The sequence below is a fragment of the Planococcus sp. TJ-307 genome, from assembly GCF_058268435.1.
Map to the genome: position 1 here is coordinate 550400 of NZ_JBZDOJ010000002.1, position 26137 is coordinate 576536.

Consider the following 26137-nt stretch of genomic DNA (forward strand, 5'->3'; position numbering starts at 1 on the left):
GGGTTTTAAGCAGCATTGAAGAATTAAGCTTTAGAAAAGAATTAAAAAATTGGGAGGGATTAGCATGACTTTGGAATACACACACATTTTGACGGCGGTTGACGGATCACCTGAAGCGGAAGCGGCTTTTAAAAAATCGGTGCAAATAGCGAAACGGGATAATGCGGAATTGAACTTAATTTACGTAGTCGATACCCGCTCCTTTACGGCGATGACAAAACGTGTACCGGATAAAAACGATGATGTATTTGATTATGGCATCCAGCTGCTTGATGATTATAAGAAGGAAGCTGTTGCAGCAGGCATCCCGGAAGTGAATGAATTTGTGGTTCCGGGATCCCCTAATAAGGTCATTACACGAGACTATGCCAAGCAGGTGGATGCCGACCTTATCGTATGCGGAGCGCAAGGTTTGAATGCAGTCGAACATATATTAATGGGAAGTGTGTCTCAACATATTGTCAGCAGCAGCCCTTGTGATGTTTTGGTGGTCCGAAGCAAAAAGCCTAAGCAGTAATTATTTCTCCGGAAGAGTTCGGTTAACTTGTTTTTCAAGCTAACCGAGCTTTTTTGATTGTATATAAAGGCATGGTGATTAGCTATTTACCGAGGATAGGAAAGCCAGTAAGCGAGTGGAACTAGCACAAGCATAAATGCAACCCAGCTGAGAATTGACACCTTTCTTGAAACCCCCCACTTTTTTTCCATAAACTTGACGTGGATAGACACAAAAGAAAAACCTATAAAGCTGAGGACAAACCCTAACCCGTCTTGGTAAATAGTAAGAGCTCTGATGGCTCCTAAACCTATAAATAACAGCGCAAGATGCCAGATGATCCAATAGAATTGCTGATTTTTCTCTACTTGATCCAATGTACTCCCTCCTTGTATTTTTCAAAAGCATAGAGCTTTACACAATTTTAGTAGAAACAAAAAATAACAATCAATTTATGAATTAGTATCCCTCCGCTATAAGTAAATGTAACTTACATCTTTACCCAACACGGATTTAAAACTAATAATTTCTATGTTTTTTCTTATTCGAGTAATACCATATAAAATAGCTGACAGTCCCCGTAACCAATAGTAAGGATGGAATCAAATGAAATTCAGTTGGCAAAAAGAGATACAACACTATTGCCAGTAGCATTAACGGAAGAACTGTAGCGAAATATATCCTTACACTTCGGTTGTTGAAGCTTAAATCAAAACGTTCCAAGAGATCACCTCCTAATTATTACCTTAACATATTAGGATGAAATGGAATTGATTCTATTCATTTCTTTTCTGACTTTTTTATCAAGTGTAAATAATTTTAGACAAAATATAGTTTTATAAAAAGACACCAACTACCAAGTCCGAATACTATTCAACCATCAAAGGAAAAAAATAATGGGCTGTTCCTTGTTCCCAAGTTGCTGTCACTTCATAAATCGTTCTGCCAGTTTGTCCATCTAAAACGACCATATCAGAAGAACTCTTTAAATTCTTTTCAGCTTCCCAAATAGTTACTTTGTAAGAAAGTGGATCTGTCTCAAATTTAAACTGAATAGATGTTTTCGAATTTACTTTCGGAGCACTGCGGTTGCCAAGCAGTTCAAAAGGTGAGATGGATTCTGCTTGCACAGAAGCCATCGCATTTTCTTCTGGGTCAAAGTAACTCCATGCATATCCACTTAGGGCAGCCATAAACTGTTCTCCATTTATTTCGATTTTCATTTGCGGTGGCTTTTGTGAGATGGATTCTAGATCCTCCGAAGAAGTATTCATGTCTCTGGCATTTTGCACCAGTGGATTTTTGGAGCTGCAGCCGACCATCATACTAATAAGTATACTCATTAAAAATAATTGTCTTAAGGTCATTTCCTACCGCCTCCAATACCATTTAGACGGCGGTTGAAAACTTTAGTTACAGCGGGACCACTTTGTTGCAAATACAAAAAACTTTTCAATCACCTGCTGCAAATACTTTTTTGTTTTGTTCTATTGCAACCAGGCAAAGCGTTTTCAGATCTTGTGCAAATTGGTTGATGCCCCACGTAATTTTGTCTGCTTCCCCTTGTTTAGTTAGATCTAGTCTGTATTCATTTAACAGTCTTTCACAAATCATCACTAACTCATATACATCTCTCGTTGAAAACAAGCGATCACTGGATTGATCAAGATTGATTAACAAGCTGTGTTTTTTTGCAGGATATCCCTCCTGATCTATCAGGTACTGGTGAAGTCTCTCGTCAAACTTTACGTGTTTTGGGGAAGACGCTATTTCTTTGGGTTTATTGGCAATATAAAAATCGATTCCGTTGGTCATGATATCCCTCCACTTTTGTTGAAACCACTAATGACTCCTTAAATAAAATTGCCTGCCTCGGAAATAATTTACTATAGGGGATTTCAGATATGATAAATTACAAGGAAACCAGACTCGATCAAAATGACCCAATACTCTTTCTCCACGGACTTGGGGCGAGCCGCTGGATGTGGTGGCAGCAAGAAGCTGCTTTCTCAGATTATCCACTAGTCCTGGTCGATTTGCCGGGACATGGGAAAAGCATCTCAACGCCATGGGTTCGTTTAGCGGATACCACAGAGTTAATTGCCCATGAAGTGATTGGAAATCGAAAGGTTCATGTGGTCGGAATTTCATTAGGCGGCCATGTAGCGTTAGAATTAGCAAAACGGTTTCCCGAAAATATTCTTAGCCTATTGGTCAGCGGCATTACCGCAAAACCGATGCACTTTCAGTTTTTAATGAAATTGCAATCTCGTGCAGTACAGCGTGGCATACAAAATGAACGCTACCTGAACAAACTGGCCCGGGAGTACTACCAATTGCCTCCCGATAAAACGACTGAATTCATAACGAATTATCAGCTGCTGACACGTAAAACCTACGAAACGATTTGGAAGGAAATCATGTCTTTCAGATTGGACGAATCCTATGGAAAGATCACCAGTCCATGTTTTATCGTCGCAGGCGATCGCGAGTCCCGCGGTATTCTTGAATCAATTCAATTGGCTCCAAAATTCATTCCGAACGCCAAAGGGAGTTTAATTCCAGGAGCACAACATGCCTGGCCTGTACAAAAAGCAGAGCTTTTTAACCGTGTTTTGAGAGAGTGGTTAAATGATCTCTGATATAGTTTAGGGCTGCTGATAACCCGATCAAACTGAAGGAGAAAAGATTTGCTGGGCTCAGCTTCTTTTCTTCTTCATACTCTAATCAGTTATTCAGCATATGCATTCTTACTTTTCGTATAGGCGTAAAGAAGAGCGCCTGCAACAAAAGGAATTACACCGATTAAAAGACCGGTCGTCTCGGTGTAGATTAAAATCGCCGCTGAAATTATAAGCAGGATGCTTATAACTTTTAATAAAACAGTCATATGAATTCTTCCTCATTTTTACACAGATAACTTCTCTAATCTAAAATATTCAGTAAGCGAAATCTTTCGTCCTTCTGCATGCCATTCAGTGTAATCTTCAAAAACTGCCTGTATATTATTTTCGTAACAAACTTCCACCAAATACTTTACTGTAAGAAAACTTCTCCAATAATCAAACATGATGCTTGATAAACTTTCCTGATACGAATTGCTTCCAAACTCGTCAAGCGGTCGATCTCCATACTTTACCGCAAATACGTTGACCAGCTCCTTTTCAATGGCTGAGACTTGATGAAATTCCTCATCAGTTAACAGGAACTTTCGGGGTAAGTACTCACACATCCCTTCTTCAAACCATATGCTGTCTTCCCGCTCTTCGTCAAACTCATCTAAAAACAAATCGGAGTGATGAGTTAGTTCGTGACCGAGAATTGTGAGAACATGCTTTTCTGAAAGCTTCTCGTAAAACTGGATGATATGGGGAAGATCCAGCCCATCCAACTGCTGGACGAAAAGTTCTCTCCAAGCTAGGACATCTGGTGAGATATAAATCGTGTTCTTGTTTGTAAATGCTGGGATGGGAAGATTAGAAAAAACAGTTGTAGCTGACTCTACAGACGTCCAAACAACTGCCTTAGGTTTGTCTACTAGGGAATAATTAGTTTCTAAATGTTTTTGATAGGCATTTAAATGTCTTTTGAATCGTTCTATGACGGCTTGGTACTTTTCAACCTCTTCTATTTTTTCAAAGGCATAAATATGCTTCATTCAAAGACTCCTTTCATAAAATTTCAGCTAAGGTGCAACAGCAGTAAGTTTGGAAAGTGATCTTATCACAACTATTTCCACATTAATTATACCAATAATATCCAGTCGTTCATCAAGAAATACCTTTTGTCTTTAGAAAAGAGATTGTTTTTGTATCGATTTCATTTGCCGTATTCCCAAGCCAAATTAAATGCCCCCATGAGTCGACTAAATTAAGGTTCGAATGAGGGATGTGTGTATGTGCATGGTAAGGATGCTCCAAAGGGACGGCTCCATCATGCTTACTGTGAAGAAGGAGTGTGGGGCAAGCAATTGCTTGTAAATCTTCGATGGTTATTTCCGCATTTTGCTTGAGGTCGATCATAAAGCCAATGCCCGATCGCTGGCGATTGTTCATTTTTCGCATGGATTCGCGATCAGTAATCGCAAATTTAGTTTTTGCCTCCCTGTAGGACAGAGTACTGAATGATGAAAACATGCTGCGGAAAATCAATTGCGGAAACCGATTGTTTAGTTCAGAAATAAAAGACCAGGTAAACTTTTCAGTATAAGGTTGAAATAATATTTTAGCTGCCTTGTATTCTTTATCTTTTGGTTGAAGCCAATTAGTGGTTACTGCAGACTGTAAAGTCAACGTGCTGACCACTTCAGGAAAATGTGATGCAAAGTAGATGCCGCTGGGTCCACCAGCTGAAATCGCAAGCAAGTGAACTTTTTCGATATTCAAGTGATTGATCAATTTGCGGTAACATTCGCAAGCTGTCGACAGGCTTTTCCCCACCCTCTTTGAAGTTTTTCCATAGCCTGCTCTTGAAGGAGTGATCACCATAAAATCGTTTTCAACCAATGCTCTGTAACCCATTTCTTCATTGCAATTTGAATGTCCACCGTGCATGACCAGTACGGGTTCTCCCTTTCCAACAATGGAATACTCAATAGACATGCCATTCCACGTGAAAATTTCGACCTTTCGCTTCATAATTTTTCACCTCTTGTCGTGTCAATTGTATAATCCCCCAAAATTTTAAATTGCTGCTTTCTTTCAATAACTTAACCCCTTTACGAGACCATGATTTATAAACCAGAAAACCATTTAGGATTTCTCCTAAATGGTTTTCTGGTTTTACGTATTGCTCTTATTCGAATCGCCGTTTTCTGCCATGGCCATGACTTCCCATAAATGGCCATCAAGGTCTTGGAAGCTCCAAGCATACATATACTCGTTATCCATCACATCGTTCGAAGCTGTTCCGCCCGCTTCTAACGCTTTGTTGACGATGTCATCAACACTTTGACGGCTATCGGCAGAAAGCGCCACAATCACTTCTGTGTTTGTTGTTGAATCGGCAAGTTCTTTTTTGGTGAACGTTTTAAAGAAAGGCTCAATTAACAGCATAACAAAAATGTTTTCTCCGACAATCATGCATGATGCATTTTCATCCGTCATTTCTGGATGAAATTCAAATCCAAGCTTCGTAAAAAACTCCACCGATTTATCCAAATCTTTCACAGGCAAATTGACGTAAATCTCTTTTTCTTTTAATGCCATTGATTCTCCTCCGTTCTGAATTAAATTAATCATTTATTTAATTCGTTAAAGTCTAGAAGAAACCTGCATAAGTTCAAATTATTATTTATTGAAAGTATGTGTGTTCAACTCCAAATAATACGGACAGGTTGTCTATTACTTGTGGCAATCCCTCAGCCAGATAAACAATTAATTGTTTATCTGCGCCAAGATGTGCGGATCTTTTATCTTCTTGTCATTCGCCAGCAAAAGAATTTTTGCCAGAATTTCCGCTGTTTTTGGGTCTTCGTCTAGAAATGGCAAGAATAGCTTGCCCCTGTGCTGGCTATGGACCGGAATAAGATAAAGCGAGCCTGTTGCCTGCTTTTGGACAGATCCACTGCCTAGATGGACTCCATAAGAACCGAGGGTGCCTTCGATATAAGCAAAGTTTTCTTTGAGGTGAACGTTTGCCGTTTGCGTCAGTCGAATGGATTCCCGTATGATTGCTTTCCTCATTTCGATTGTGGTCAAGCTTGCTTGTGGATCCACGCCGCCGACATGAGCAATGCTGATGGCCAAGTCCACATCGCGCATCGTTTCTGAAAAGAGAATGGGCGGAACGTCTGCCAGTTCCAAAGCTTTCGCTGTTTTTCGTTCAAAAAACGCCACATGTTCAATCGTAGGGCTTTCAATATCTGCTGGTGAAAACCAATCAGCCATTGCATCCACTGTTGCGATAATGTTTTCTTGGTAATCTACTTTTTGCAGCCCTTCTTCGTAATGGACTGTCCACGAACGTCCTCTAAACAAAGCAAGTGCTTTTGCAGGCTGGAGCTGGTGCCCTGCATACCTTGCTGAACGGAACCTGGCTGCTTTTTCATCAGCATTCAGAACATACAACTCCCGGAACACTTGCTTGAACGGCTGTACAATCTGTCGGTCAAACAGAATCCGTTGGTACTTCTCCCACACCCCGTGCATATGCAGATCAACACAATGGGCAATCCTGACTTGATCCGTTTCTTGCAGAGCATAAATCTCTCCATTTTCTTGAACGAGCTGACTTTTTTCAAGAAAACCAAAGCGATTTCCTACTTGAAAGATCAAGTTTTTAACCATAGGTTCGACGGTTGGATTTTGGATCATCCGTTCCAATTCGTTTTTGCTGAATTTGCTTTGCCTAACCATTGATTTTTCCAGTTCGGTGCGGTTACGGCGAGTTTGATTTTTCAACTCTGTGTGGATTTCTTTTAGCTTTTGTACATAATCGTTCTTTTTAAGTTTTGCGGGCAAAGAAGCAAGCTCTTTTCCGTTTTTGGCAAGTTGAAGACGGCTCTTGCCATTTTTGTCAATCACAATATAAACTTGATAGCCTTCTACTTCTACAGGGATGGTATACGGTTTGAGAGACTCTATTTTCTTTGCTTCCATAACCCAGCGCATTCTTATGCTGTCTTGGTAGCCGCCAGTTTCCGCTAAGTTTTCCAAAGCGATTTCCACAACCTTTGCCTCGCTTGTCCGCCTTTGGGCTCCAAAGCTTTTGCTTTCAGTGAGAAATTGTTGAATAAATTCGTAGCGTTCCAGAATTGTTTCTTCCGTATCGCCAATGACCGGCAGCAAACTATAAGAAAGCAAATGCTCCTTGTTGCGTTTGATTTGAGCACTTGTTTTTAATTCTTCTGGATCTAATTTTCCCATTGCAGCATCTGCGAACAATTGAGCTCTTCTATGCAAGGCACCCATTGAAATATACTTGGCGCATTGGTATAAAAGTTCAAAACGTTCTTCACCCAGTTCATCATGCGCTTCTTTGAACCACTTAAGGTCAAACGCTCCATCATTAAACTGTTCAGGGGAAATCGGGGAAAACTGGGCAATAATCGTTTCTTTTTCTGCAGATAGCACTTCGCTTGTATGCGCATGAAAATACCAGATTGCTTTTTTCAATCCACTCCATCCTAAATAGTCAGCTATAAGGTCAGTCCATTGGGGAGCGTACATAGCAGCTTCCAACAAACGCTTTTCTGAAATGGGAAATTCGTTGCACATCCGAGCCAAATGGTCTGAAGTGTCTCCTTGTCGCGGATGACAACTTTTCAGCAACTGGCTCATCATATCTTTTTTGGCGTAATGCTCATCAAAAGAATAAAAATAACCGCGCGCTAAGGTATTTCCCTCCAGCGCTTTGAGGATAGAGAAGAAATACTCTACTCCTTCAAAATAGGCGATCTTTTCCGCCAAACTGGAAGCCGGTGTTGGCAATTCTCCTCTTTTCAACTCAATTTCAAGCAGGCGTTCCACCAGTGTATGTTTTAGCTCTTTCAGCGCTTCGAACTTCTGGGAACGATTATCTTGTGTGAGTTGATAGAGATGATGCCCATACTCTCCGCCGTCTCGCTCCAGTAATTCCCGGAAGCATTCATTTCTATCGATCAGAGCAAGGGAAAAGGCTCGATTGATTTCCTCAAGACTCGGCTGGTAACTACGGAATTTCTTGCTGGTGTAAAGTACATATTTACTGGTAAAATAGCGTGCAAAACAAGCATCATCCAAGGAATCTTCAGTCATCCACTCTAACCAAGGATGAGCCATGTATTCATACAAACCACTCTGATCTTTCCGGATTTCTTCAGGAACGGCTCGAATTAAGGTGTTTAAAATCCGACTGGTCGCATCAAAAAAAGCCTGGCTGTCCCGGTCTTCAAAAAAGGCGGTGATGATTTCTTTGATCTGCTGCATGTATACCATTTGTTGCTGGATCCCAATGAAATCAGCCATTTTTTCCGTTGGGTAAAGCGACTCCAGCAGCTCTTTTCTCCATTTGCTGGAGGCTGTGGACCGGTTGGCTTCAATTTGACAAAGCTTTTCGTAATAGTCGTAAACTTTTTGCAGTGAAAAAATCGTTTCCAGTTGAAACAGTTCAGAAGCCGTTGCTTTCTGTTTTTCCATATAAGATTTCCATACTTCTGCCAGCGGCAGCGAAGTGATGCCTTTTTCGTGTTCTTCTCTGTAATAAGTGTTGTCTCTGTTTATTTCCGCTCCAATCAAATAAACCTCCATTGAACCGTACCATTCCAGTTCATACGATGTATCTTTGTGCTCGAGCACCAACCCATCCAGTCCCGTTAGCAGTTCTGCAAAACGATCTTTCTCGATGCTTAAGAAATCCTGCAGCAGAAGCGCTTTAATTGGAGCTTGCTCTACAAAAAATTGAAACGTACTTTGGGGATTATACAACCCAAATCCTATTTGGGCATCATCAGGTTCTGCCGCTTTTAGCTTATCGAGCAGAACCTGTTCTTTCTGCGTAGGCTGTGAAATAGCTAAATGCTCATTTTGAAAAAAAGAAAATTGATCTCTCTTTTTATCATGGATTTCCGTGAGGATTTCCAATCCGCCAAGGCGCAGCAATTCTTGATTGCTCGAGAGAAGACGATTAATAGACTGCTGCAACGCGTTTTTCTCCAACTTCATCAATATGTTGATTGCACTTTGCCTTAAAGTTCCTGTTTTTAGCTTTAACAATGCCTCTACACGGGCTATTTCGTTGGCATCCAATGACAAACGCTCAACTTTTTTCAGTGCGAGCCACCGATTTTGGCTGCTTCGATCCGATAAACTGGAAAAAATAAAATTTCGTTGAATTAGATCTTCAGGATTGTGTAAAAAGTTCTCTAGGATCACGCCTTTTGTTTCGGAACTTAAAATCTCCTTGTGCGCTAAAAGTTTATTGAGTTTTTGTACGTCACGATCATAGGCGATCAAGTAAAGAATTTTTCGCGCGACTGAGTCTGCAGAGTAAGAGATTTCAACACCGGTGCCTAGTTTAAAAGTGAGCGTAATCTCTTTCTTGGGAGCCGCCAAAAACATATCCATTAATGTTACAAATTGATGGTTGCGCTCTCTGGTATCCGTCAATTCAGGAATGTAATTTACACCATCGGTTATGGATTTTACATTCCGCTGTATGTTAAAAATTGTTTTGTAGTCATATGTATCTGGGTAATTAGCGATTACCATTGCTTCTACCTCAGTGTTGGAGACACCCAAGTTTGCCGAGGCAACGCTGTACTTTGCGGACAGGTTTTCGCTTTCGTGCATTAAATAAAGAGCAACAACTTTCTGGTAAGACTCGCCGTTTTTCAAAACATCAGCTGCTGCGGCGGGCAACAGCTTTTCCTCTTGAACCGCAGTTGCCCATAAACTGATATACAATTCGTTTGCATTTTTACTGGTTAGACCCTCAACTCTGCGTGCCTCGTCAGTCAATGCCTCATGCATGAAGCGAATCGTTTGTTTCAATACTCGATTGTTTTCTACATCAAAAGCTATGCCTGTCCATACACTCATTGCACGCACGACCGAACTGAAGCGGATAAGATCGTGCTCTAAAATAACGTTCATCAAGCAGGTTGTGGCTTCCAAACAGCCTTCATCCATCGTTTCGACAATGCTCTGCCGAAGTCCCTCCTGTAATCTAGCAGCCACCAGCAGCTGGCCAAGCAAGGTATGCATTTTTTTGTCATGGCTCATGACGATGCCTTTGATCAGATTTCTGGAGACAAGGGCAATATTGTTGTCGCCAAATACAGCAAGTTGTATCTGATCCAATATTTCAGGGTTTTGCTGATCAATTTCATAGGCGATGATGTCGCTTTTGATGCTGTACTCGGCAAGTTCTGTTTTTTGCGTCAACAGCTCCGTAGAATGGAGTCCAGAAGCTGCATGTGCATGAAGCGCAAAACATTTCCAAAGAATGGTGTCCCAATGGACCGATAACTCGTTCGTTCTAAATGGCTTTCTGCTATAGCCTATGGTATAGGCATGATCTGTTGCATGTTGGATGATATATGCCAATACGTCCGAATAATATGGAGGCAGCAGCAGTTTTGTCAGGTCCTGCAGCTTTTCAATTTTCAGTTGAAAGTTTGGCGCATTTCGCCCCAGCTGTCTTTCAAATCGGCGAATGTGGGCATCGTATTTATACTCTTCCAATGTGCAGAATCTCTCCAGTCTGCGCCCTAACTCCTTGTCTGTTTCTGGTAAACTGTCGACTTTTTCTTGAAGTTCTTTCAAATACTCGTTATCAATTTTGCCATTCATCTAACTTCCTCCTTGGGGTCACCACATTCTTCCAGCCAACATTGTCAATCGAAGAAATACAACTGTGTCGTGCTGTTCCATTGCGACGGTTTGTTTGTATTCCATTATTTCCAGTTCGTTAATGAACACACGGTACAATCCATCTTCAAATGCTGCTTCGGCTTCTTGTAATGCTTTTTCCATATCCGCTTGGCGATTGTCATACGTTTCCCCAAATCCTATTTTTCCTGTAGGTTCCAGATCTCTCATTTCATTTGCAGTGAGAAATGCAGCAAGCTTGCCTTGTTCGAGGGACGCATTGTAATGCATGACGTTTTGTTTGACGATTTCTTCAACCAGCAATTGCAGCGTAGTGATTGATGCGGGCAATTCTACTTCCAGCTTGTCCACATAATTTTTCCTGGCACTTGCATTTTTTACGGTAATAAATATTTTCATGCTTGGCATTTCTCCTATTCCGTCAATATGGGAGTCTTTTTATAATATAAAGGGGGACAAAGTTATGGCGACAGTTGTATATATGGTAAGGCACAGCGACTCACCAAAAGAAGAAAATGAACGAACCAGAGGATTAACAGAAAAAGGGCAGCTGGATGCAAAGATAGTAACTGCCATTTTGGAAAATGAAGAAATTGATATTGTTGTTTCCAGCCCCTATGCACGGTCAATTGCCACGGTTGAACCTTTGGCACAGCGGTTAGGAAAAGAAGTTTTAGTGGTTGAAGACTTAAAAGAAAGAGTTTTTTCAACAGCTCCTGAGCGCATGGCCGACAACGAGTTGGATCCATTAATAGAAAAATCATTTTCAGATCCACAGTATTCGTTAGGTGCAGGAGAATCAAATGCCGAATGCCAAAAAAGAGCTGTAGACATTTTAAAAGAACTGCTAATTGTATATCACGGCAAAAAAATTGCACTGGGAACCCATGGTGTTGTAATGACGTTGATGATGGGTTTTTATGAGGGAAATTACGATTTACAGTTTTTAAATCGCATCTCGAAACCTGATATTTATAAGATGGAGTTTGATGGGGAAGAATTAGTGAATGTTCAACGATTATGGATTGACCAATAAAAAGTTTTTATTTTGGTGTTTTGAAATAAAACCTATATTTAAATTTTATCGTAATCTGTTTGAATAATTGACATGATAATTTCATCTGAGAACTTCCCATTATAATAAAGAGAGTCTCGCAAAATTCCTTCTTTTTGGAAACCCGATTTTTCATAAGCTCGGATTCCTTGCAGGTTGTGGCTAAACACTTCCAATTGCAGACGATTCAATCGAAGTTCCTCAAAAACAAATTTCAAGACAAGGCGAATGGCCTCCGTGCCATAACCTTGGCCAGTCAGTTCCATAGCATTCATTGAAATTCTAAATCCTGCTTTTCTGTTATTTTCGTCAATATCTGTAATTGATAGCTCTCCAATCATTTGATCAGTTTCCGTTAGGCAAATGGCAAAATCATAGCGGGTTGCATCTTTCGCCACGTTTTGAATATGCTGCTGGACTTGTTCCAACGTAAATGAGTGTGTCGTTCCAGTCAGGTAGCGTATTTCTTCATTCTCTGTATTGGTCAACAAGGTCGGTGCATCCGTTTCATTTAAGGGGCGCAAGTACACCCGGGCGCTTTTGAAGTTCATATCGGTCCCCCCTGAATCTGTCCATTTACTATTTTCGCTTCTGCAATCATTTACAAGTCGTAGCTATTGCTTATAACCCAAAACTATCCCCTGTATCTGTTCATAGGGAATGGGCCCGTATTCTCTGCTGTCCCTGCCTCTCCACCACATATCCACCAAAACAAAGACCGCATTTCCTGCAACAGTGACCGGCTCCATTGAAGTATTAAAATACTCTTCCATTGCATCCAAATCTACATTTTCCGAGTGGACACTCTTAAAATACTCTTCTTTTGTCATACCGAGACTTGCTGCTCCACCGTAAAAAGGATTTAGCTCGTTGCCATCGACATACACTTGCCCATTTTGTATTTCTACAGTCTCACCAGGCAAGCCAACAAGGCGTCCCAATTGTTGTTCTCCATGAAATTGGTAATAGAGGATATCTCCAAGCTTTAGTGGTTCGATTTCTTCTGAAACAACAAGCTCACCATGAAAAGCCGTGAGTAAATCATGCTCTCCCCTGTCCATCGAATCAAACGACCATTCGATTGTGAAAGTATTATCGGTTTCCGGAACTTGGGAGAGTCTCTCTGGAGCTGGATCATCCTTCATTTCATTTGTACGTGAAAACATTTCTGGACTATTGAACACAAAAAAAGAAGAAAGCGTGATGACTCCAACTCCTAAGATGCTACCGATGAATTTTGCTCGTCGCCACTTTTTTCGTTTTGGTGAAGCTTTTGGCAGCCTAGAAAAATCCTTGTTTGGTCGTTTTTTCATACCGCATTCCCCTTTCTGGTTTATAATCAATCGCCTCTTCTCATTTTTTGTCTTCATAGGGATGTTTTCTTCGGTTAGATAAACCTTATCGCTTCATAATAAGCTCCGAGTAAGTCTTTAAAATCTCTTGTCTAAAAAAAGAAAAATCTGAATATGTATTTCTATATGCCTTGAAACTGCTTGAAATTGAGAAGTCCAAACTCACATTTGGTAGTATATACTAATGAAAAAAGGGAGGGTTCAGAATTGATTATACTTCGAAAACTCTACTTACAGGCCATAAGACTATCGTGGCTTATACTTACGGTTAGCACATTAGTACTCATTGGATTGAGTACCCTTCTATTGCCTGTCATAGAGCCATCGACTTTTACTAGTTACGCAGATTCATTATGGTTCACTATGACGACGATTTTGACTGTCGGTTATGGTGATCTTTCTCCTTCCACCAATGAGGGAAGAATTTTCACCGTTGTTTTTTTGTATATTATTGGCATCGGGTTGTTTGCAGCCTTTATCGGAAAAACAATCGAAAGTATGACATTGCATAAAAAAAGGAAAGAAAGGGGTGAGTTGATGTTCAGAGGACAAAATCATATTGTGATCATTGATTGGTCATATAAAGCTGAAAATGCCATAGCAGAAATATTGAAACTTGATAAACAAGTTGAGGTAGTAGTGATTGATAGAATGGAAAAAGTAAAAAAGGTCAACACGAGAATTCATTATGTCCGTGGGGATGCTACACATGAAAAGATACTTCGGCAGGCCAATGTTCATCAAGCGAAAGCGGTCCTGATTTTTGCAGATGACCGCATTGAGGATCAAATGCTGACTGATGGAAAATCACTACTGATTGCTACCGCTGTAGAACGACTGTCTCCTGATGTGTTTAAAACTGTAGAGATTGAGCGGCAGGAACATCTGGAGAGTTTTTCGCATATTAAAGTAGATAATTTTATCATGTCCAACGATACAATTGCGAAAATGGCAGTCAATTCAATTTTCGGTGAAACAAACTAAACTCGAAGTTTAGAAGCTTTCTGTCTTAGTATTTTCTAAAGTAGAGTCATTGAAGGGTTCTTCCTCAGTTTATAAAATCGGACTTAACAAACGCGACACCCCTTCGCGGAACTTAATCGTCCAATTGCGCTTGGCATATAGTTCTTTCGTCAGTTTCCGACAGTCAGCTGCATCTGTCTCGAACAACGACTCCAATTCAAGCGCGACTTGGCGATTGAACACCAATGCATTCATTTCAAAATTCAGGCGGAAACTTCGGGCATCCAAATTAGTCGTGCCAATGGTAGAAATTTCACTGTCTATGGACATTGTTTTGGAGTGGAGAAATCCACGGTCATACAAATAGACATCCGCGCCGTAATCGAGCAGTTCACCCAGAAATGACCAAGATCCCCACATAACAAATGGATGGTCCGGCTTACCCGGGATCATAATATGCATTTTCACGCCGCTCAGCAACGCCATTTTGCAGGCGTCCATGAAACTCTTATCGGGTATGAAATACGGAGTCTGGATGTAAACTTCCCTTTCGGCCGTTAGGATCATTTTGATCATCATGTTCTTCAAGTGTTCTGTATGGGAGTTCGGGCCACTTGTGACGATTTGCATGGGAGACAAATTCTTAACTTCGTGCTGGGGAAAGCAAAATAAGTCGTCTCTTTTTTTGTGCTGGTTGGAGTAGTTCCAGTCCAAAATAAAGCGTTCCTGGATATGATGGACAACATCTCCTTGTATACGCAAATGAACATCGCGCCAGTAGCCAAACTTCTCAACTTCACCTAAATACTCTGTACCAACATTAAAGCCACCGATATAACCAACTTTTCCATCAATGATACAAACTTTGCGGTGGTTGCGGTTATTAACCCGGAAATTGATCAAGCCGAGAGTCGAAGGGAAGAAAATCTGCACTTCGCCGCCATTCGCAATCAATTCTTTAAAGTCGGCCTCTTTTAAACTCCTTGAACCAAATCCATCATAAAGAAGACGAACTTTGACCCCTGCTTTTGCCCGCTCCAGCAAAGCATCCAGAAGCCGCTTGCCGAGGGCATCCCGCTTGATGATGTAATACTGAATATTGACCTCTTCCTGTGCACTTCCAATGTCCGCAATCATTGTATCGAACTTTTGTACACCTTCAGAAAGCACATCCATGTCATTATAAAAACTGATCATTGAGCGGGAAGATTCCAAGTTCATGATCAACAGCTGCTTGTGTTTTTTCAGCAGTTCATCATCGTATTCCACTGCGCCGCTTTGAATGCGTTCGATTTGAGAATTAATTTGCCGAGAGTGATAGGACTGTTCTTCTTCACTTAACTTATAGAAATTCCTATCTTTTAACAGTCGCCCGAAAAACAAGTAGACTATAAAGCCAAGAACTGGCAAGAAAAACAAAACCAGCAGCCATGCCCAGGCAGCACCGGCATCACGCCGTTCACTAAAAATAACGACAATCGCCAATGCAATATTCAATAGGATTATACCAGTCAGCGTCCAGCTAAAAATGATCGACCAATCCATCTCTCCACCCCTTTCGCTATGTCCCATTCCTATTCTCTAAATATCCGAATAATCCTCTTTATAAAAAGGAAAAAGCGATAGAAGAAATTTATTTCCTCTATCGCTTTTTAGTTAGAAAATCCTCAAGGTTCTTTAAAACCCCAAAAAGCTGTAAACATAATAAAAATATAAATTATTAATCCACATGCATTAAACGAAACTAAATAAAGTCTGGCATTTCCTTTAACGCCGAGCAGCCCCAGAACGATTCCAGCTATGCCGAAAACGAGCGGCAAGTAAAAGTTAATACCCAAAATAAAAACCAAAAGGTCAAAGCCGCCAGGAGATGCAGGAAGTGCAAACGGTAAGATCATTAAAGCAAAACAAATGGCGGAAAGTATAGAGTAGAATTTTTTCAGTAAAATCTCTCCCTTCTAATCTGTTAAAATTCCTGGCTCCGTTCGTAATCCTCCAGCATTTCTCCTGTTTTGGCAATATAAGAAACGATCAACTTTCCATGCTCTAACTCTCTTTCAGTTTGTAAAAAAGAGATAAACTCAGTGAAAAGCATCTCATCTTCGCTCTTACTTTCTCGTGGTAAAGTAAGACGAATAACGAGAGACAGGTTATTGTTTTTGTAACTTCCGAGATTGAATTGTTGGGAACATCCCGAGCCTTTGCCGCATATTCAAATTCGAAGTTTCCCATGTTGTCATACAAAGCATCGTATATTTCAAAATCGTTGTTAAAATTTTCGGCCAAGTAGAGCTCCGCTTCATCTCTAATCTGTGCTTCTCGGTCTGCATCTGGCTGCATACTTAGGTAGAACATGATGACAAACACCCCAATACCGAAAGCAATCACACTTAAAATCACTAAAACAATTTTGATCAGTTTTTTCGCTTTGGAAGCCTCCAATATCGTTACATGGGATGTATCCCTCTTCATAAGAAAAAATAAATCGCTTTCACTCTATAGAACGAAAAGACTCTCTTTTGGTTCTTCTTTTTAAAAAATTCCAAAACTATTTGAAATATATACTATTGAAAAAGAAAACCGTTTGAAAACTCAAACAGTTTTTTCTACTATTTATGTATGGCTTTTACTGCTTTTCTTTTGGTAATCGTTTGAATGACAAACCCTGCTAGCTGAAGCCCAATCCCTATTATAAATGCAATGGTGGAACCAGTATTGAAATATACGATTACAAGAACCAAGCCTATTAAATATATTGTCCATGCTAATTTCATAACTAAAATCCCTTTCTTCAATCGCTTAAAATGTTATGCAGCCTATATTAACTAGACAATTTGACTTAGTTCTTTATCAGTTCATTTTGGGTCTCTTTAACAAATACCTTGGCGGCGATCCAAAGGCTTGTTCCGCTTCAAAATATGCCACCTGGAACACATGAAACATTAGGTGAAACCAATTCATGCAGCACTCTTTCCTGCACCTTCCTATCAAAGAATGATTTCACAATCTCTTCCTCTACTGCCTTCATCATTTTGAATCCTTCTTTTCCTTTTTTTCTTTTGTACCCTTCTTTTCTTTTTCCAACCAAAATTCCGGACCTATAACATCGGATAACCAAAATAATACATCTTGTTCGTGATTGTCAGTTTCTAATTCGCGAATGGGACCCGGTCTAAATAAATAATCGCCTTGTTGAATTTTTTCTTCAGCCACGTAGTCTTTAAAGTGGTAGGCTCCATACCCTTGTACTGTATTTGTCTCGGATCTGTGAGGCTCTTCTCTTATAGACAAGTGAACCTCTGCCAAATAGGTAAAAAACCTGGAAAGTGACAAGTACCCTTCCGCATTACCAACAAAAGAAACGCCGTGTTTATCGACTTTCACTTCCATTTTTGCTTTCTCAGAAAAATAGGGATCAAATGAAATATTCTGTTCCTTTTTTGCTTTCTTGTTCTTTTTGTTTTTCGACATTCCTTGCATCTCCTTAAAACCAGTGATCTTCGTAGATTTATCTTGCTTGTACATAGGTTTCTGAACTCAAGAGTTTAAAAATAGCTCTTTTCATCTTCTGCTGGATAAATGTACATATCCACTGTAATTGTTGTTCCCGTTAAATAACAAAATCTAATGATCTCTTCTTCAAATCCTATATAAGGAGCTTCTTCGCCATATACACTGGGGACAATCACCAGTATAAAATTCACATCGTATTGTTCTTTGATTTGTTTGAGCAGTGGAATTTTGTTTTTTAAATGTTTGATGGTATCCCGGCATTGAGCTTCTGCATCCAATCTTTCAATAGCAGATTTTTCTGCACTCCATGAAGAAAAAAGAAACTTGGATCCATCCTTTCTTTTATCTCCATAAGCCCAACTGCTGAAAGCATGGATACCCAGCAGATTTGAAATATCTTCTGGATTAAACATGCCTTTGGGATAAGAAGTTAAACCACCCTTTGCAATTTCTCCATTGCTTTCAATTCCAAAGTACGTGTAGCTGTTTGTTTCTTCCATTGTGCACCCCTCTATGATTATTCAATTGACTTGCATCTTACTTATCAGTTAGCAAAACTAATAGCCGGCGACGCTATTTTCGATTTCGATTAAAAACTGCAGCATGGCCTGTTTTAATTGCTCTACACCTGGCTGCTCAATTGGAAAGTGACCTGCTCCTTCTAACATCACATATCTTTTCTTACACTTTAATCTGTCATAAAAAGGCTTGCTTAAGTTAAATGGCGTCATCGGGTCTATTTCAGGATGGGCAAGTAATATGGGGCAGACATCAAAGAGTTCGGGCTCAATCAATGGCTTTGTATTTAAAAAAGTTCTTAGAAATCGCAGAGTCACTTTTGTTCCAGCAGCTAGAGGATCGTTCATAATTAATGTTGTCAGTTCGTCATTATTTGTAATGAACTCCATTTTTGATACTTTTTTAACTGGTATGTGAAACCCATCTAACGCCCTTGGAAAGCCATCCATCGCAATTTTGCCAGCGCGGCTTATTATCTTGTTAGGGGCTATTTGGTCACGAACTTTTTGATCACTAGTGTCCACAAACGTCGTTACAATCAACCCTTTGACTCGATTGCTCATACACGCTGCCTGGTATCCAAGCATGCCTCCGATACTGGCTCCCAGTATAACAATGGGTTTACCGTCTCTCCTGAACTCCTGTTCGACGAATTCCGTTACTATCATTACCCAATCCCGGTACTCCATAGATTTGGACGGATCAGTATAGCTGAGTCCAAAAGGTGGAAGATCTGGGGAGACTGTATCATACCCTAGCCGTTGTAGCATGTGGGCATAAGGTGCCAAAAGCCTGCCGTTCCCGCCTGCTCCGTGAAGTAATACAACCTTGATTTTTGAACTTGAAACCTGCATTCTATCCAAATGGATGTGATAATCGTTCCAATGCCACCATCTTTCGACAGGCATGTTGTTGACAGTTATTTGCATTTCTTCTGGAAAGAATTGCTGATATTTTTCCCAGTATTTTTCGTTTTTATTATAAGTTATATTTTTAATACTTGAGCACACTGGCTTCTCCTCCAAACTTTATTCCAATGGCCTGTATTCACTCTTCAAACATCTGATTATCTATTTGATTTTGATGAAATAGAATCATTCTTATGTTAAAATTCAAATAAATCAGTTTTTAACAAACATTCTAGTTTTAAGTAGATTATAACTTATACCCCTATTTTAATTCAGCGAAAGGACGTGAATGAAAGATGTGGATGTTTTCAATTCCTATAGCCGCACTTGTAGCTTTTGGAGTATTAATAGAATGGAAGCGCAAAAAAAGAAATGAATATTCCTACACCGGAAACAGCATTCTCAATAAGCCCGGAGAAAGTTCAAATTATAAAATGGGAGATAATAATTATACGAGTGGAGGAGAATAATAGTTAGAGTGAGTAGTTGGTTAAAGACTAAAATCTCAACTAATGAGATGCATTCGGCCAGTAACTTAAATACTTTCAATAATTTCTAAAATGGATCTTATAAAAAAACAAGCCGACTTGGGAATGCCCTTTAAAGTTAGATTTAAACTCTAACTTTCGGAATGCATCACCCTACTGGCTTGTTTTAGTTCTCTGTTGCTCTTGTTGTTTGAGGACATGTTGCCTTATTGTCCAATTTAAAAATGGAATTTTGGTTAAAACTAATCTAGCGGAACAAATTTCGGTCCGGCTAGGATTAAAGAGATGCACTTTTGCTTGTTCTTATTTTACTATTTTTTAACATTCTTCCAACGTTTACTTGACCGGCACAAATCCCGTGTCCTCCACTAATTGTTGCCCTTCTTCAGAAAGCATCCATTCAATAAATGGCTGCACGTTTGGATTTTTAGTTCCTGCGGTTATTGCATAAAATTCAGAAGTCAATGGATATTCGCCTGTGCGAATATTTTCGAGGCTTGGCTCACTGCCATCAATTGATAGTAACTTAATTTTGTCATTTTGAACCATCTCGACAGAATAGAAGCGGAAAGTATAGCCAATGGCATTTTTATAGTTGCGATAGCTTGCTACTTCCTCTATCATTCCCTCCATTCCTCCAGCAATTTCTTCCGTTTCAGGTTCCTGAATTTCCTGCTCTTCCATAAATTTAATAAACATAGTTTGGCTTCCGCTATCCTCTGGTCGTTGAAAAGGACGGATTTCGTCGTTTCTTCCACCAAGTTCTTCCCAATTTTCAAATTCCCCTGAGTAAATTCCTTGGATCTCCTCACTGGATAAATCATCTATGAGATTTCGAGAATTAATGAAAAACACAAAGGCTTCTCGGCCAATCGGTGTTAAATTCAATTCAATGCCTGCTTCTTTTGCCGCCTGTTTCTGGCCACTAGAAGGTTCTGCCGCAAAAATTACATCAACATTCCCCTCGATAAGCCGACTATAGGCTGAAGGCGTTGTTGTGGTAGCGACAGGGCCTCTATACGGATCATAAGTCTTCTTTGGATATGTAGCCTCAGCAAATGCTGCAAACAATGGATATAGCGCCGTTGCCCCGTCCAAAATCGGGACTTCTCCTTCTATTTGAAATGAGGATTTCTGATCCAATCTCGCCAGTTTTTCATTTTCTTTAAACGGTTCATAGGCATAGAGATCTACTTCTGCATCACTCACTTTTTCAAAACTTTCTTTGTAATAATGAGGAATTGCGAAGGCCGCTCCACCCGCTAAAACTAATGAAATCCAAATCACTGTTTTTTTTCCGTTTCTCTTTTCCATGAGAAAAATAAAGAAAATAATTAGTGAAATAATGATTGCGCCAAAGATGCCAACTAACTGGGTATCCCCTGTGTTTAAAATATGAAGTAATCCACCAAAAAATACAAAAAGAATTCCAATTATTATCATAATTCCTGCTATAGCTTTTGCAAATATATTCATCTTACGCCTCCAATAATTATGTATTCAATCGAGTTTCGTTTTAAAATCATGACTCTTTTGCAGGATATCTGTTCTAAAAGCATGTTCTTATTTTTACAGTAAATAAAATAGATTTTCTATATTGAATTGCCTTTTAATCAGTTTCTTTGATCTGCATGTTTATGCCCAACCTTCCCTTCTCTACCAGAACCATGATGATGGTTTCGCTTCCAACCTTACTAACGTGAGTGAAAGCATTCTTTTCCTTTTTTATTCAAAATAATTAATTAAAAAAAGGTTATAATTGGAGGATTTTACAGACAATTAGGAAAAGAAGTTTGCTTAATCATACTTCTTCTCTACTTGTTTTTCTATGTCTTTTTAAAATTAAATTCCAAGCACTCTTTAGTATTTGAGGCTGGTGTTAATTGTGCTTAACAACGGAGATGCACATTAAATTGGTTTTACTTGTTCGCAATCAGTGAAACTTTAACTAGCATGAGAACGTAATAATAATCGAGGTGAGAGGATGAAAACTGAATTAAGGTATTTTGATATTGCTGACAACGAATATCTTTTTCCAGAAGCAATTGCATCAGATGGTTTTATATTTATTCCAAACAATGGAGATACCCTATTTCACAATGGATGGGGTTACATAGTTAGTAGTCGTGAGTACAACTATGAAGCTGGAAAAACAAAGATTAAAATTGTTTGTATGCGTGAAAGAAAAAAACGGAAATAGTTTCCCAATTTAATTGAAGACTAGTAGCTGTTTTTAATAAATCTTGTAAACTACTAACAATGGCCAGGTAAAGGATTTTCCCTAAACCTGGCCATTCTCGTACCTTATTATAAGTTCATTTAAAAAGAGTAAAATCCAATACTAAAATCATCGGACTGAACTTCACAGGTTCGCCTCTCATTTTACATTTGCCTCTTTTTATAAAACAGCTTTACTTTGTTTTCTATTTTGCTTGAACAGGTTTAAAATCTGCAACCCATCACTTGGAAGTCCCCCTAAAAATGCTGGGTAAGTAAACGGAATTAATGGCGTTATAAATAGAAATAGACTAGCACCTGCAAGGTTGATGAAAATGTTTCCTGCCACACCAGAAAAAAACTGGGAGGTAAAGTAAAGTATTAGGAAACCTACTAATGAAGCAATTGGTCCACCCGCCAGTTCCCAAAATCTTTGTTTTGGAGTAATTCGCGGCAGTTCCTCAGGGTTCGAAGTACAGCAGAACGCTGAAATCGCAATTGTCAAATAGCAGGTAATTCTCCCAAGCTTGAGTTTCAGTTTTTTCTCTTTGCTGGATGAACCAAAATAAATTTCTGCCTTCGCTTTTTGATTCTGCATAATTGTTGCGATGGCATGGCCCATTTCATGAATTAAGAGAACTATATTGATAATCAGCAGAACAGTAAAAATTTCTAAAACCATCAATGTACTAACCTCCATTTTCTTTGGGTGCTGGTCGTTGGCACCTTTTTTTGAAAATAAGTTAACCGTTTTTTCCTATTCTTTACTACGTTGGAAAATAATAAAAGATTCATTTTTGAGCAAATTTTCCAGTTTAGATTGTATAAATTTATTTCCAAACTAACTCAACGCAAGTATCAAAAAAGATCAGCCAAGCGCTCTAAAGTTCATAGCGCTTAGCTGACCTTTTTAAGTTGATCGGATGATGCTATTCAATAATACAGACCTTCTCTCTCTTTCTTCATAAATAGCTTTTGACAACTTTTCACTTGTAAACTACTGCTCTTCTTTATTGCCGTGTCTTACGCGTTTTCCTGTTTGAGGCTTTCAATAATGTTCGCGTTCTTTATTTTGATAATTGAATACAGCATGGCTGCTCCAACAATCAGGAAGATTACCACTATAGTAAAAAGAATATTCATCCACGGAAGAGAAAATTCATACTGGAACGTGTAGCCGAGCGAACGGTGCATTACTAGCATCACTGCTATACTGATTGGCAAACCATAAGCTAATGCTTTTGCTCCGTAAAAAAGGCTTTCGTAACGAATCATTTTGTTGAATCCACTTGGGGTCATGCCGACCGATCTCAGCATTGCAAACTCCCTTCTCCGAAGCGAAATGCTTGTGGATATTGTGTTAAAAATATTCGCGATGGAAATGAGGGAAATAAGTGTTATAAAACCGTAAGTAAATATGGACATTAATATAATCATCTGCTCTTGCTGCTGACGCTGTTGAAAAATATTATACACTTGAATATCCGTATCATTTTGTTCTTCAATCACTTCTTGAGTTGCCATCGGATCAGAGCTGGTCGCATAGATGGAAGTCGATGCTTCCTCTTCAGTGAAATCCAATTGATCAAATGCCGTTTTTGGAACGATGATGGTCAGACCACCAAGCCCCGCCGCTTGGACACCCATGGGCAGTTGATCAGTCAAAGCTGCAATTTCAACTGTAGTCAATATTTCGCCTTCGAGCTGTTCACCTGACTCACTGTATAGGATTTTATTCAGTTCAATCTCTTCTCCAACCTCCGTGTTGATGGTATTAGTTTCAACGAATTTACCGGAATCTGCATTTTCATAAGATGTCTGGTCAATGACAATCGCTTTCCCATTGCCTGCAAACCCATCAGCTTCCATCCCCATCTCTTTAGCATAGGCTGCAAAACTTGCGTCGTCTATGCCTTGAAGATCAACATAGTAACGGAATTTCTCATCTTCAAGGAACATTTCGCCGTTTTCCAGTTGTTCTGTTAGTTGTCCAGGAAGCTGATCCCTTTCGATTAATGCTTCTGCTTGGGCATTTTTGATCAATGTTGTCTTTGTGACTTGCTCCAACTGGGCATAACTCGCCAAGTCAACATCGTCCAATTCATCTCCGCTTATTTGCAGATCATATTGACTGGCGCTTTGCGACATTTCCAATGATTTTTTCAACCCGTCCGTAAAATAAGCCACGGATAAAAATAACACAATGCTGATAACAAGTGAGAACACAGTTGCTAAATAGCGTTTGCGGTTTCGCTTAACGTTTTTCAATCCAATCTCCGCCTCAAGACCGAACACTTTACGGACCCATTTGGACGTTTTGACGCTTTTTCCAGTCAGCTTGATATCCTGAGTTTGGCGCATGGCATCAATCGCTGATATTTTGGACGCCCTCCTTGCCGGTATATAAGTAGAGATGAAAATGGTTAAAATTGAAATACCACATGCCAGGATCACAGAAGCCGGTGTAACTACCAATTCCAGCTTTTCCGTAATATAGAGTGCATCTTCGATTAGTGGGTTGATAAAGATAAATGTTAGCCCGATTCCTCCGATTCCTGCTAAGAGGCCAATTGGAATACTGATGATTCCGATCACAGCGCCTTCAAAAAATACAGAATTGCGTTTTTGTTTTTTCGTCGCCCCAACGCTCGATAGCATACCCAAATGCCTGGCCCGCTCAGACACACTAATCGCAAATGCATTGTAAATCAGTGCTACCGAACCAATCAGGATAACCGCCATAAAAATACCGGCTAAAGAAAATAGTGTACTCCGGAGATTGTCGTTGTCTGTCAAGCCATGATAGCGAAGCAACTCGGAATTAAACTCAACGCCAACAATCCCATTCTGTTCGGCCAATTCATCGGCATGGTCAAAAAGCTCCGATTCCAGCTTGGCAACAGTCACAAATACGTCCAATTCCTGCCCCTCTGCAGCGCTTGCTTTATTCACATACCCAATTACCGTATAGCCGGGTGACCAGGCTGGTTCCCAATCAGGGCGGTTGATGACTCCAACAATTGTTACAGTTTTAGTTTCTAAATTTTCCAGCTTTTCCATGGTTTCGCCTTCAGTGATTTGAAGCGAGTCCACTTGTGATAACAGCTTGTTGTCGTTTATCTGAACTCGCTCACCGACGTCCACAGTCAGTTCATCTCCGATTTCAAAAGGCATATCAACATTATCTTGAACCGTCTCTGAAATAGCGACTTCTTCTTCCGTATTCGGCAAACGCCCTTCAGCGACAGCAAGAGGAAACTGCGTCATCCCCTCTTTATCATAGTTTTTGAAATACAAATACGGCTTGTACTCGTTTTCAGAACCTTCCAGAATTGCGTAGCCATCGCTTGAGACAACCATATTTTGTGTTGCGCTGTCCTGTTCAATTGCCTCTACCTGTTCTTCCGTTACATTTTGGTATTGGACATGCCACTCACCATTTTTCTCGATTTCCTGGCGAACCATCATATCAAGAAACGATACGCCCAGTGTGGCTACTGCTGTGATCATTGCAACAGAAATGATGACTCCAATTATCGTCACAAGCGAGCGGCGTTTGTTCTCCTTTAAATGACGGATGGTGACTTTATTGATGATGTTCATGGGCGGATAACCTCATCTTTTGCTACTTTACCGTCTTCAATGGAAATGATACGGTCGGCCTGCAGAGCGATGCGCTCATCGTGAGTGATCACGATCAAAGTTTGATTGTATGTCTTATTGAACATTTTCAGCAAATTCATTATTTCTTCGCTGTTTTTACTGTCCAGGTTGCCAGTCGGTTCATCGGCCAGCATAATTGCCGGATTGCTGATCAGTGCCCGCCCGATTGACACCCGTTGTTGTTGGCCGCCGGAAAGCTGATTGGGCAAGTGGGACAACCGATTTTCAAGCCCTAATGCATTTGAAACTTTGTTGAATTGCAGCGGATCTACTTTTTGCTCGTCCAACAACATCGGCAAGGTAATGTTTTCTTCGACGGTCAAAATCGGAATCAAGTTGTAAAATTGATAGATCAATCCGATTTGCCGACGCCTGAAAATGGCGAGTTGGGTTTCGTCCAATGCATAAATGTCCGTTTGATCGATTGATACATTGCCACTCGTTGGCTGATCGACCCCTCCGAGCAAATGGAGCAAGGTCGATTTCCCTGAACCCGATGGCCCGATGATGCAAATAAACTCGCCTTTGTTCACAGAAAACGATACGTCATCAAGCGCTGCCACAGCAGTTTCGCCTTCACCATATACTTTTGATAAGTTTTTCACTTCTACAATTGTCATTAGAATACCTCCATTTATGTCTATCTCTAGTTTC

General features: G+C 40.0%; 25 protein-coding genes. 5 read left to right on the forward strand and 20 right to left on the reverse strand.

Annotation, left to right across the window (positions count from 1 at the left end; genetic code table 11):
• Positions 1-64 precede the first annotated feature (64 nt).
• Positions 65-517, forward strand: a complete 453-nt coding sequence (locus AC4EHK_RS09095) for a universal stress protein (RefSeq protein WP_490978480.1) — start codon at positions 65-67, stop codon at positions 515-517.
• An 86-nt stretch (positions 518-603) separates the two neighbouring features.
• On the opposite strand, the gene AC4EHK_RS09100 is transcribed toward AC4EHK_RS09095, so the two are convergent.
• The 3 genes from AC4EHK_RS09100 to AC4EHK_RS09110 form a co-directional block, all read right to left on the reverse strand.
• Positions 604-873: a hypothetical protein gene (locus AC4EHK_RS09100; protein WP_490978481.1), complete on the reverse strand. Its 270-nt coding sequence runs from the start codon at positions 871-873 to the stop codon at positions 604-606.
• A 492-nt stretch (positions 874-1365) separates the two neighbouring features.
• A complete protein-coding gene (locus tag AC4EHK_RS09105; protein ID WP_490978482.1) occupies positions 1366-1863 on the reverse strand; it encodes a hypothetical protein in 498 nt (165 codons plus the stop codon).
• An 85-nt stretch (positions 1864-1948) separates the two neighbouring features.
• The gene (locus AC4EHK_RS09110; RefSeq protein ID WP_490978483.1) at positions 1949-2311 is read right to left on the reverse strand and encodes a hypothetical protein; all 363 of its coding nucleotides are present in this window, start codon (positions 2309-2311) and stop codon (positions 1949-1951) included.
• Between the two features lie 89 nt (positions 2312-2400).
• On the opposite strand from AC4EHK_RS09110, the gene AC4EHK_RS09115 reads away from it, so the two are divergent.
• Complete coding sequence (locus tag AC4EHK_RS09115) at positions 2401-3138, forward strand: alpha/beta fold hydrolase (RefSeq protein ID WP_490978484.1); 738 nt, start codon at positions 2401-2403, stop codon at positions 3136-3138.
• A gap of 89 nt (positions 3139-3227) precedes the next feature.
• On the opposite strand, the gene AC4EHK_RS09120 is transcribed toward AC4EHK_RS09115, so the two are convergent.
• The 6 genes from AC4EHK_RS09120 to AC4EHK_RS09145 all read right to left on the reverse strand — a co-directional run bounded on the left by AC4EHK_RS09120 (position 3228) and on the right by AC4EHK_RS09145 (position 11205).
• On the reverse strand, positions 3228-3386 hold the full coding sequence (locus tag AC4EHK_RS09120) for a hypothetical protein (RefSeq protein WP_490978485.1): 159 nt from the start codon (positions 3384-3386) through the stop codon (positions 3228-3230).
• A gap of 18 nt (positions 3387-3404) precedes the next feature.
• Positions 3405-4154 carry a hypothetical protein gene (locus AC4EHK_RS09125; protein ID WP_490978486.1) on the reverse strand — a complete coding sequence of 250 codons (750 nt, stop codon included), beginning with the start codon at positions 4152-4154 and terminating at the stop codon, positions 3405-3407.
• 112 nt (positions 4155-4266) lie between these two features.
• On the reverse strand, positions 4267-5133 hold the full coding sequence (locus AC4EHK_RS09130) for an alpha/beta fold hydrolase (RefSeq protein WP_490978487.1): 867 nt from the start codon (positions 5131-5133) through the stop codon (positions 4267-4269).
• A gap of 144 nt (positions 5134-5277) precedes the next feature.
• On the reverse strand, positions 5278-5703 hold the full coding sequence (locus tag AC4EHK_RS09135; RefSeq protein ID WP_490978488.1) for a VOC family protein: 426 nt from the start codon (positions 5701-5703) through the stop codon (positions 5278-5280).
• Positions 5704-5871: 168 nt separating this feature from the next.
• Positions 5872-10767, reverse strand: coding sequence for a DUF4132 domain-containing protein (locus AC4EHK_RS09140; protein WP_490978489.1), 4896 nt, complete (start codon positions 10765-10767; stop codon positions 5872-5874).
• Between the two features lie 18 nt (positions 10768-10785).
• Positions 10786-11205, reverse strand: coding sequence for a hypothetical protein (locus tag AC4EHK_RS09145; RefSeq protein ID WP_490978490.1), 420 nt, complete (start codon positions 11203-11205; stop codon positions 10786-10788).
• Between the two features lie 64 nt (positions 11206-11269).
• Here AC4EHK_RS09145 and AC4EHK_RS09150 point away from each other — a divergent pair, with 64 nt between their 5' ends.
• The gene (locus AC4EHK_RS09150; RefSeq protein ID WP_490978491.1) at positions 11270-11842 is read left to right on the forward strand and encodes a histidine phosphatase family protein; all 573 of its coding nucleotides are present in this window, start codon (positions 11270-11272) and stop codon (positions 11840-11842) included.
• Positions 11843-11880: 38 nt separating this feature from the next.
• On the opposite strand, the gene AC4EHK_RS09155 is transcribed toward AC4EHK_RS09150, so the two are convergent.
• Both AC4EHK_RS09155 and lepB read right to left on the reverse strand, forming a co-directional pair.
• On the reverse strand, positions 11881-12411 hold the full coding sequence (locus tag AC4EHK_RS09155; protein ID WP_490978492.1) for a GNAT family N-acetyltransferase: 531 nt from the start codon (positions 12409-12411) through the stop codon (positions 11881-11883).
• 63 nt (positions 12412-12474) lie between these two features.
• A complete protein-coding gene (lepB, locus tag AC4EHK_RS09160; RefSeq protein ID WP_490978493.1) occupies positions 12475-13173 on the reverse strand; it encodes a signal peptidase I in 699 nt (232 codons plus the stop codon).
• A 246-nt stretch (positions 13174-13419) separates the two neighbouring features.
• Between lepB and AC4EHK_RS09165 the strand changes: the two genes are divergently transcribed.
• A complete protein-coding gene (locus tag AC4EHK_RS09165; protein ID WP_490978494.1) occupies positions 13420-14196 on the forward strand; it encodes an ion channel in 777 nt (258 codons plus the stop codon).
• Positions 14197-14265: 69 nt separating this feature from the next.
• On the opposite strand, the gene cls is transcribed toward AC4EHK_RS09165, so the two are convergent.
• The 6 genes from cls to AC4EHK_RS09195 all read right to left on the reverse strand — a co-directional run bounded on the left by cls (position 14266) and on the right by AC4EHK_RS09195 (position 21079).
• On the reverse strand, positions 14266-15720 hold the full coding sequence (gene cls, locus AC4EHK_RS09170; RefSeq protein WP_490978495.1) for a cardiolipin synthase: 1455 nt from the start codon (positions 15718-15720) through the stop codon (positions 14266-14268).
• 1064 nt (positions 15721-16784) lie between these two features.
• Positions 16785-16949 (reverse strand): hypothetical protein, encoded by a 165-nt coding sequence (locus AC4EHK_RS09175; protein ID WP_490978496.1) that lies wholly within the window; start codon positions 16947-16949, stop codon positions 16785-16787.
• A 253-nt stretch (positions 16950-17202) separates the two neighbouring features.
• The gene (locus AC4EHK_RS09180; protein WP_490978497.1) at positions 17203-17646 is read right to left on the reverse strand and encodes a hypothetical protein; all 444 of its coding nucleotides are present in this window, start codon (positions 17644-17646) and stop codon (positions 17203-17205) included.
• 74 nt (positions 17647-17720) lie between these two features.
• Positions 17721-18188: a DUF4279 domain-containing protein gene (locus AC4EHK_RS09185; RefSeq protein WP_490978498.1), complete on the reverse strand. Its 468-nt coding sequence runs from the start codon at positions 18186-18188 to the stop codon at positions 17721-17723.
• A 57-nt stretch (positions 18189-18245) separates the two neighbouring features.
• On the reverse strand, positions 18246-19217 hold the full coding sequence (locus tag AC4EHK_RS09190; RefSeq protein WP_490978499.1) for an alpha/beta hydrolase: 972 nt from the start codon (positions 19215-19217) through the stop codon (positions 18246-18248).
• A gap of 722 nt (positions 19218-19939) precedes the next feature.
• Positions 19940-21079, reverse strand: coding sequence for a PstS family phosphate ABC transporter substrate-binding protein (locus tag AC4EHK_RS09195; protein ID WP_490978500.1), 1140 nt, complete (start codon positions 21077-21079; stop codon positions 19940-19942).
• A 508-nt stretch (positions 21080-21587) separates the two neighbouring features.
• Between AC4EHK_RS09195 and AC4EHK_RS09200 the strand changes: the two genes are divergently transcribed.
• The gene (locus AC4EHK_RS09200; RefSeq protein WP_490978501.1) at positions 21588-21803 is read left to right on the forward strand and encodes a hypothetical protein; all 216 of its coding nucleotides are present in this window, start codon (positions 21588-21590) and stop codon (positions 21801-21803) included.
• A 198-nt stretch (positions 21804-22001) separates the two neighbouring features.
• Here the strand turns inward: AC4EHK_RS09200 and AC4EHK_RS09205 are convergent, their stop codons facing one another.
• The 3 genes from AC4EHK_RS09205 to AC4EHK_RS09215 form a co-directional block, all read right to left on the reverse strand.
• Positions 22002-22502 carry a site-2 protease family protein gene (locus tag AC4EHK_RS09205; RefSeq protein WP_490978950.1) on the reverse strand — a complete coding sequence of 167 codons (501 nt, stop codon included), beginning with the start codon at positions 22500-22502 and terminating at the stop codon, positions 22002-22004.
• 341 nt (positions 22503-22843) lie between these two features.
• The gene (locus AC4EHK_RS09210; protein ID WP_490978502.1) at positions 22844-25423 is read right to left on the reverse strand and encodes an ABC transporter permease; all 2580 of its coding nucleotides are present in this window, start codon (positions 25421-25423) and stop codon (positions 22844-22846) included.
• Entirely contained in the window at positions 25420-26103 is a 684-nt protein-coding gene (locus AC4EHK_RS09215) for an ABC transporter ATP-binding protein (RefSeq protein ID WP_490978503.1), read from the reverse strand. Before AC4EHK_RS09215 ends, AC4EHK_RS09210 begins: the two co-directional genes overlap by 4 nt.
• Positions 26104-26137: the final 34 nt, after the last annotated feature.

Bases quoted from the DNA above. Each gene is read 5' to 3' on its own strand.
- AC4EHK_RS09140 (WP_490978489.1), bottom strand. From the start codon at position 10,767: ATGAATGGCAAAATTGATAACGAGTATTTGAAAGAACTTCAAGAAAAA.
- AC4EHK_RS09200 (WP_490978501.1), top strand. From the start codon at position 21,588: ATGAAAACTGAATTAAGGTATTTTGATATTGCTGACAACGAATATCTT.
- AC4EHK_RS09095 (WP_490978480.1), top strand. From the start codon at position 65: ATGACTTTGGAATACACACACATTTTGACGGCGGTTGACGGATCACCT.
- AC4EHK_RS09110 (WP_490978483.1), bottom strand. From the start codon at position 2,311: ATGACCAACGGAATCGATTTTTATATTGCCAATAAACCCAAAGAAATA.
- cls (WP_490978495.1), bottom strand. From the start codon at position 15,720: ATGGATTGGTCGATCATTTTTAGCTGGACGCTGACTGGTATAATCCTA.
- lepB (WP_490978493.1), bottom strand. From the start codon at position 13,173: ATGAAAAAACGACCAAACAAGGATTTTTCTAGGCTGCCAAAAGCTTCA.
- AC4EHK_RS09145 (WP_490978490.1), bottom strand. From the start codon at position 11,205: ATGAAAATATTTATTACCGTAAAAAATGCAAGTGCCAGGAAAAATTAT.
- AC4EHK_RS09185 (WP_490978498.1), bottom strand. From the start codon at position 18,188: ATGGAAGAAACAAACAGCTACACGTACTTTGGAATTGAAAGCAATGGA.
- AC4EHK_RS09125 (WP_490978486.1), bottom strand. From the start codon at position 4,154: ATGAAGCATATTTATGCCTTTGAAAAAATAGAAGAGGTTGAAAAGTAC.
- AC4EHK_RS09105 (WP_490978482.1), bottom strand. From the start codon at position 1,863: ATGACCTTAAGACAATTATTTTTAATGAGTATACTTATTAGTATGATG.
- AC4EHK_RS09135 (WP_490978488.1), bottom strand. From the start codon at position 5,703: ATGGCATTAAAAGAAAAAGAGATTTACGTCAATTTGCCTGTGAAAGAT.
- AC4EHK_RS09180 (WP_490978497.1), bottom strand. From the start codon at position 17,646: ATGTCGAAAAACAAAAAGAACAAGAAAGCAAAAAAGGAACAGAATATT.
- AC4EHK_RS09130 (WP_490978487.1), bottom strand. From the start codon at position 5,133: ATGAAGCGAAAGGTCGAAATTTTCACGTGGAATGGCATGTCTATTGAG.
- AC4EHK_RS09120 (WP_490978485.1), bottom strand. From the start codon at position 3,386: ATGACTGTTTTATTAAAAGTTATAAGCATCCTGCTTATAATTTCAGCG.
- AC4EHK_RS09155 (WP_490978492.1), bottom strand. From the start codon at position 12,411: ATGAACTTCAAAAGCGCCCGGGTGTACTTGCGCCCCTTAAATGAAACG.
- AC4EHK_RS09205 (WP_490978950.1), bottom strand. From the start codon at position 22,502: ATGGTTTTAGAAATTTTTACTGTTCTGCTGATTATCAATATAGTTCTC.
- AC4EHK_RS09175 (WP_490978496.1), bottom strand. From the start codon at position 16,949: ATGAAATTAGCATGGACAATATATTTAATAGGCTTGGTTCTTGTAATC.
- AC4EHK_RS09210 (WP_490978502.1), bottom strand. From the start codon at position 25,423: ATGAACATCATCAATAAAGTCACCATCCGTCATTTAAAGGAGAACAAA.
- AC4EHK_RS09150 (WP_490978491.1), top strand. From the start codon at position 11,270: ATGGCGACAGTTGTATATATGGTAAGGCACAGCGACTCACCAAAAGAA.
- AC4EHK_RS09195 (WP_490978500.1), bottom strand. From the start codon at position 21,079: ATGAATATATTTGCAAAAGCTATAGCAGGAATTATGATAATAATTGGA.
- AC4EHK_RS09115 (WP_490978484.1), top strand. From the start codon at position 2,401: ATGATAAATTACAAGGAAACCAGACTCGATCAAAATGACCCAATACTC.
- AC4EHK_RS09215 (WP_490978503.1), bottom strand. From the start codon at position 26,103: ATGACAATTGTAGAAGTGAAAAACTTATCAAAAGTATATGGTGAAGGC.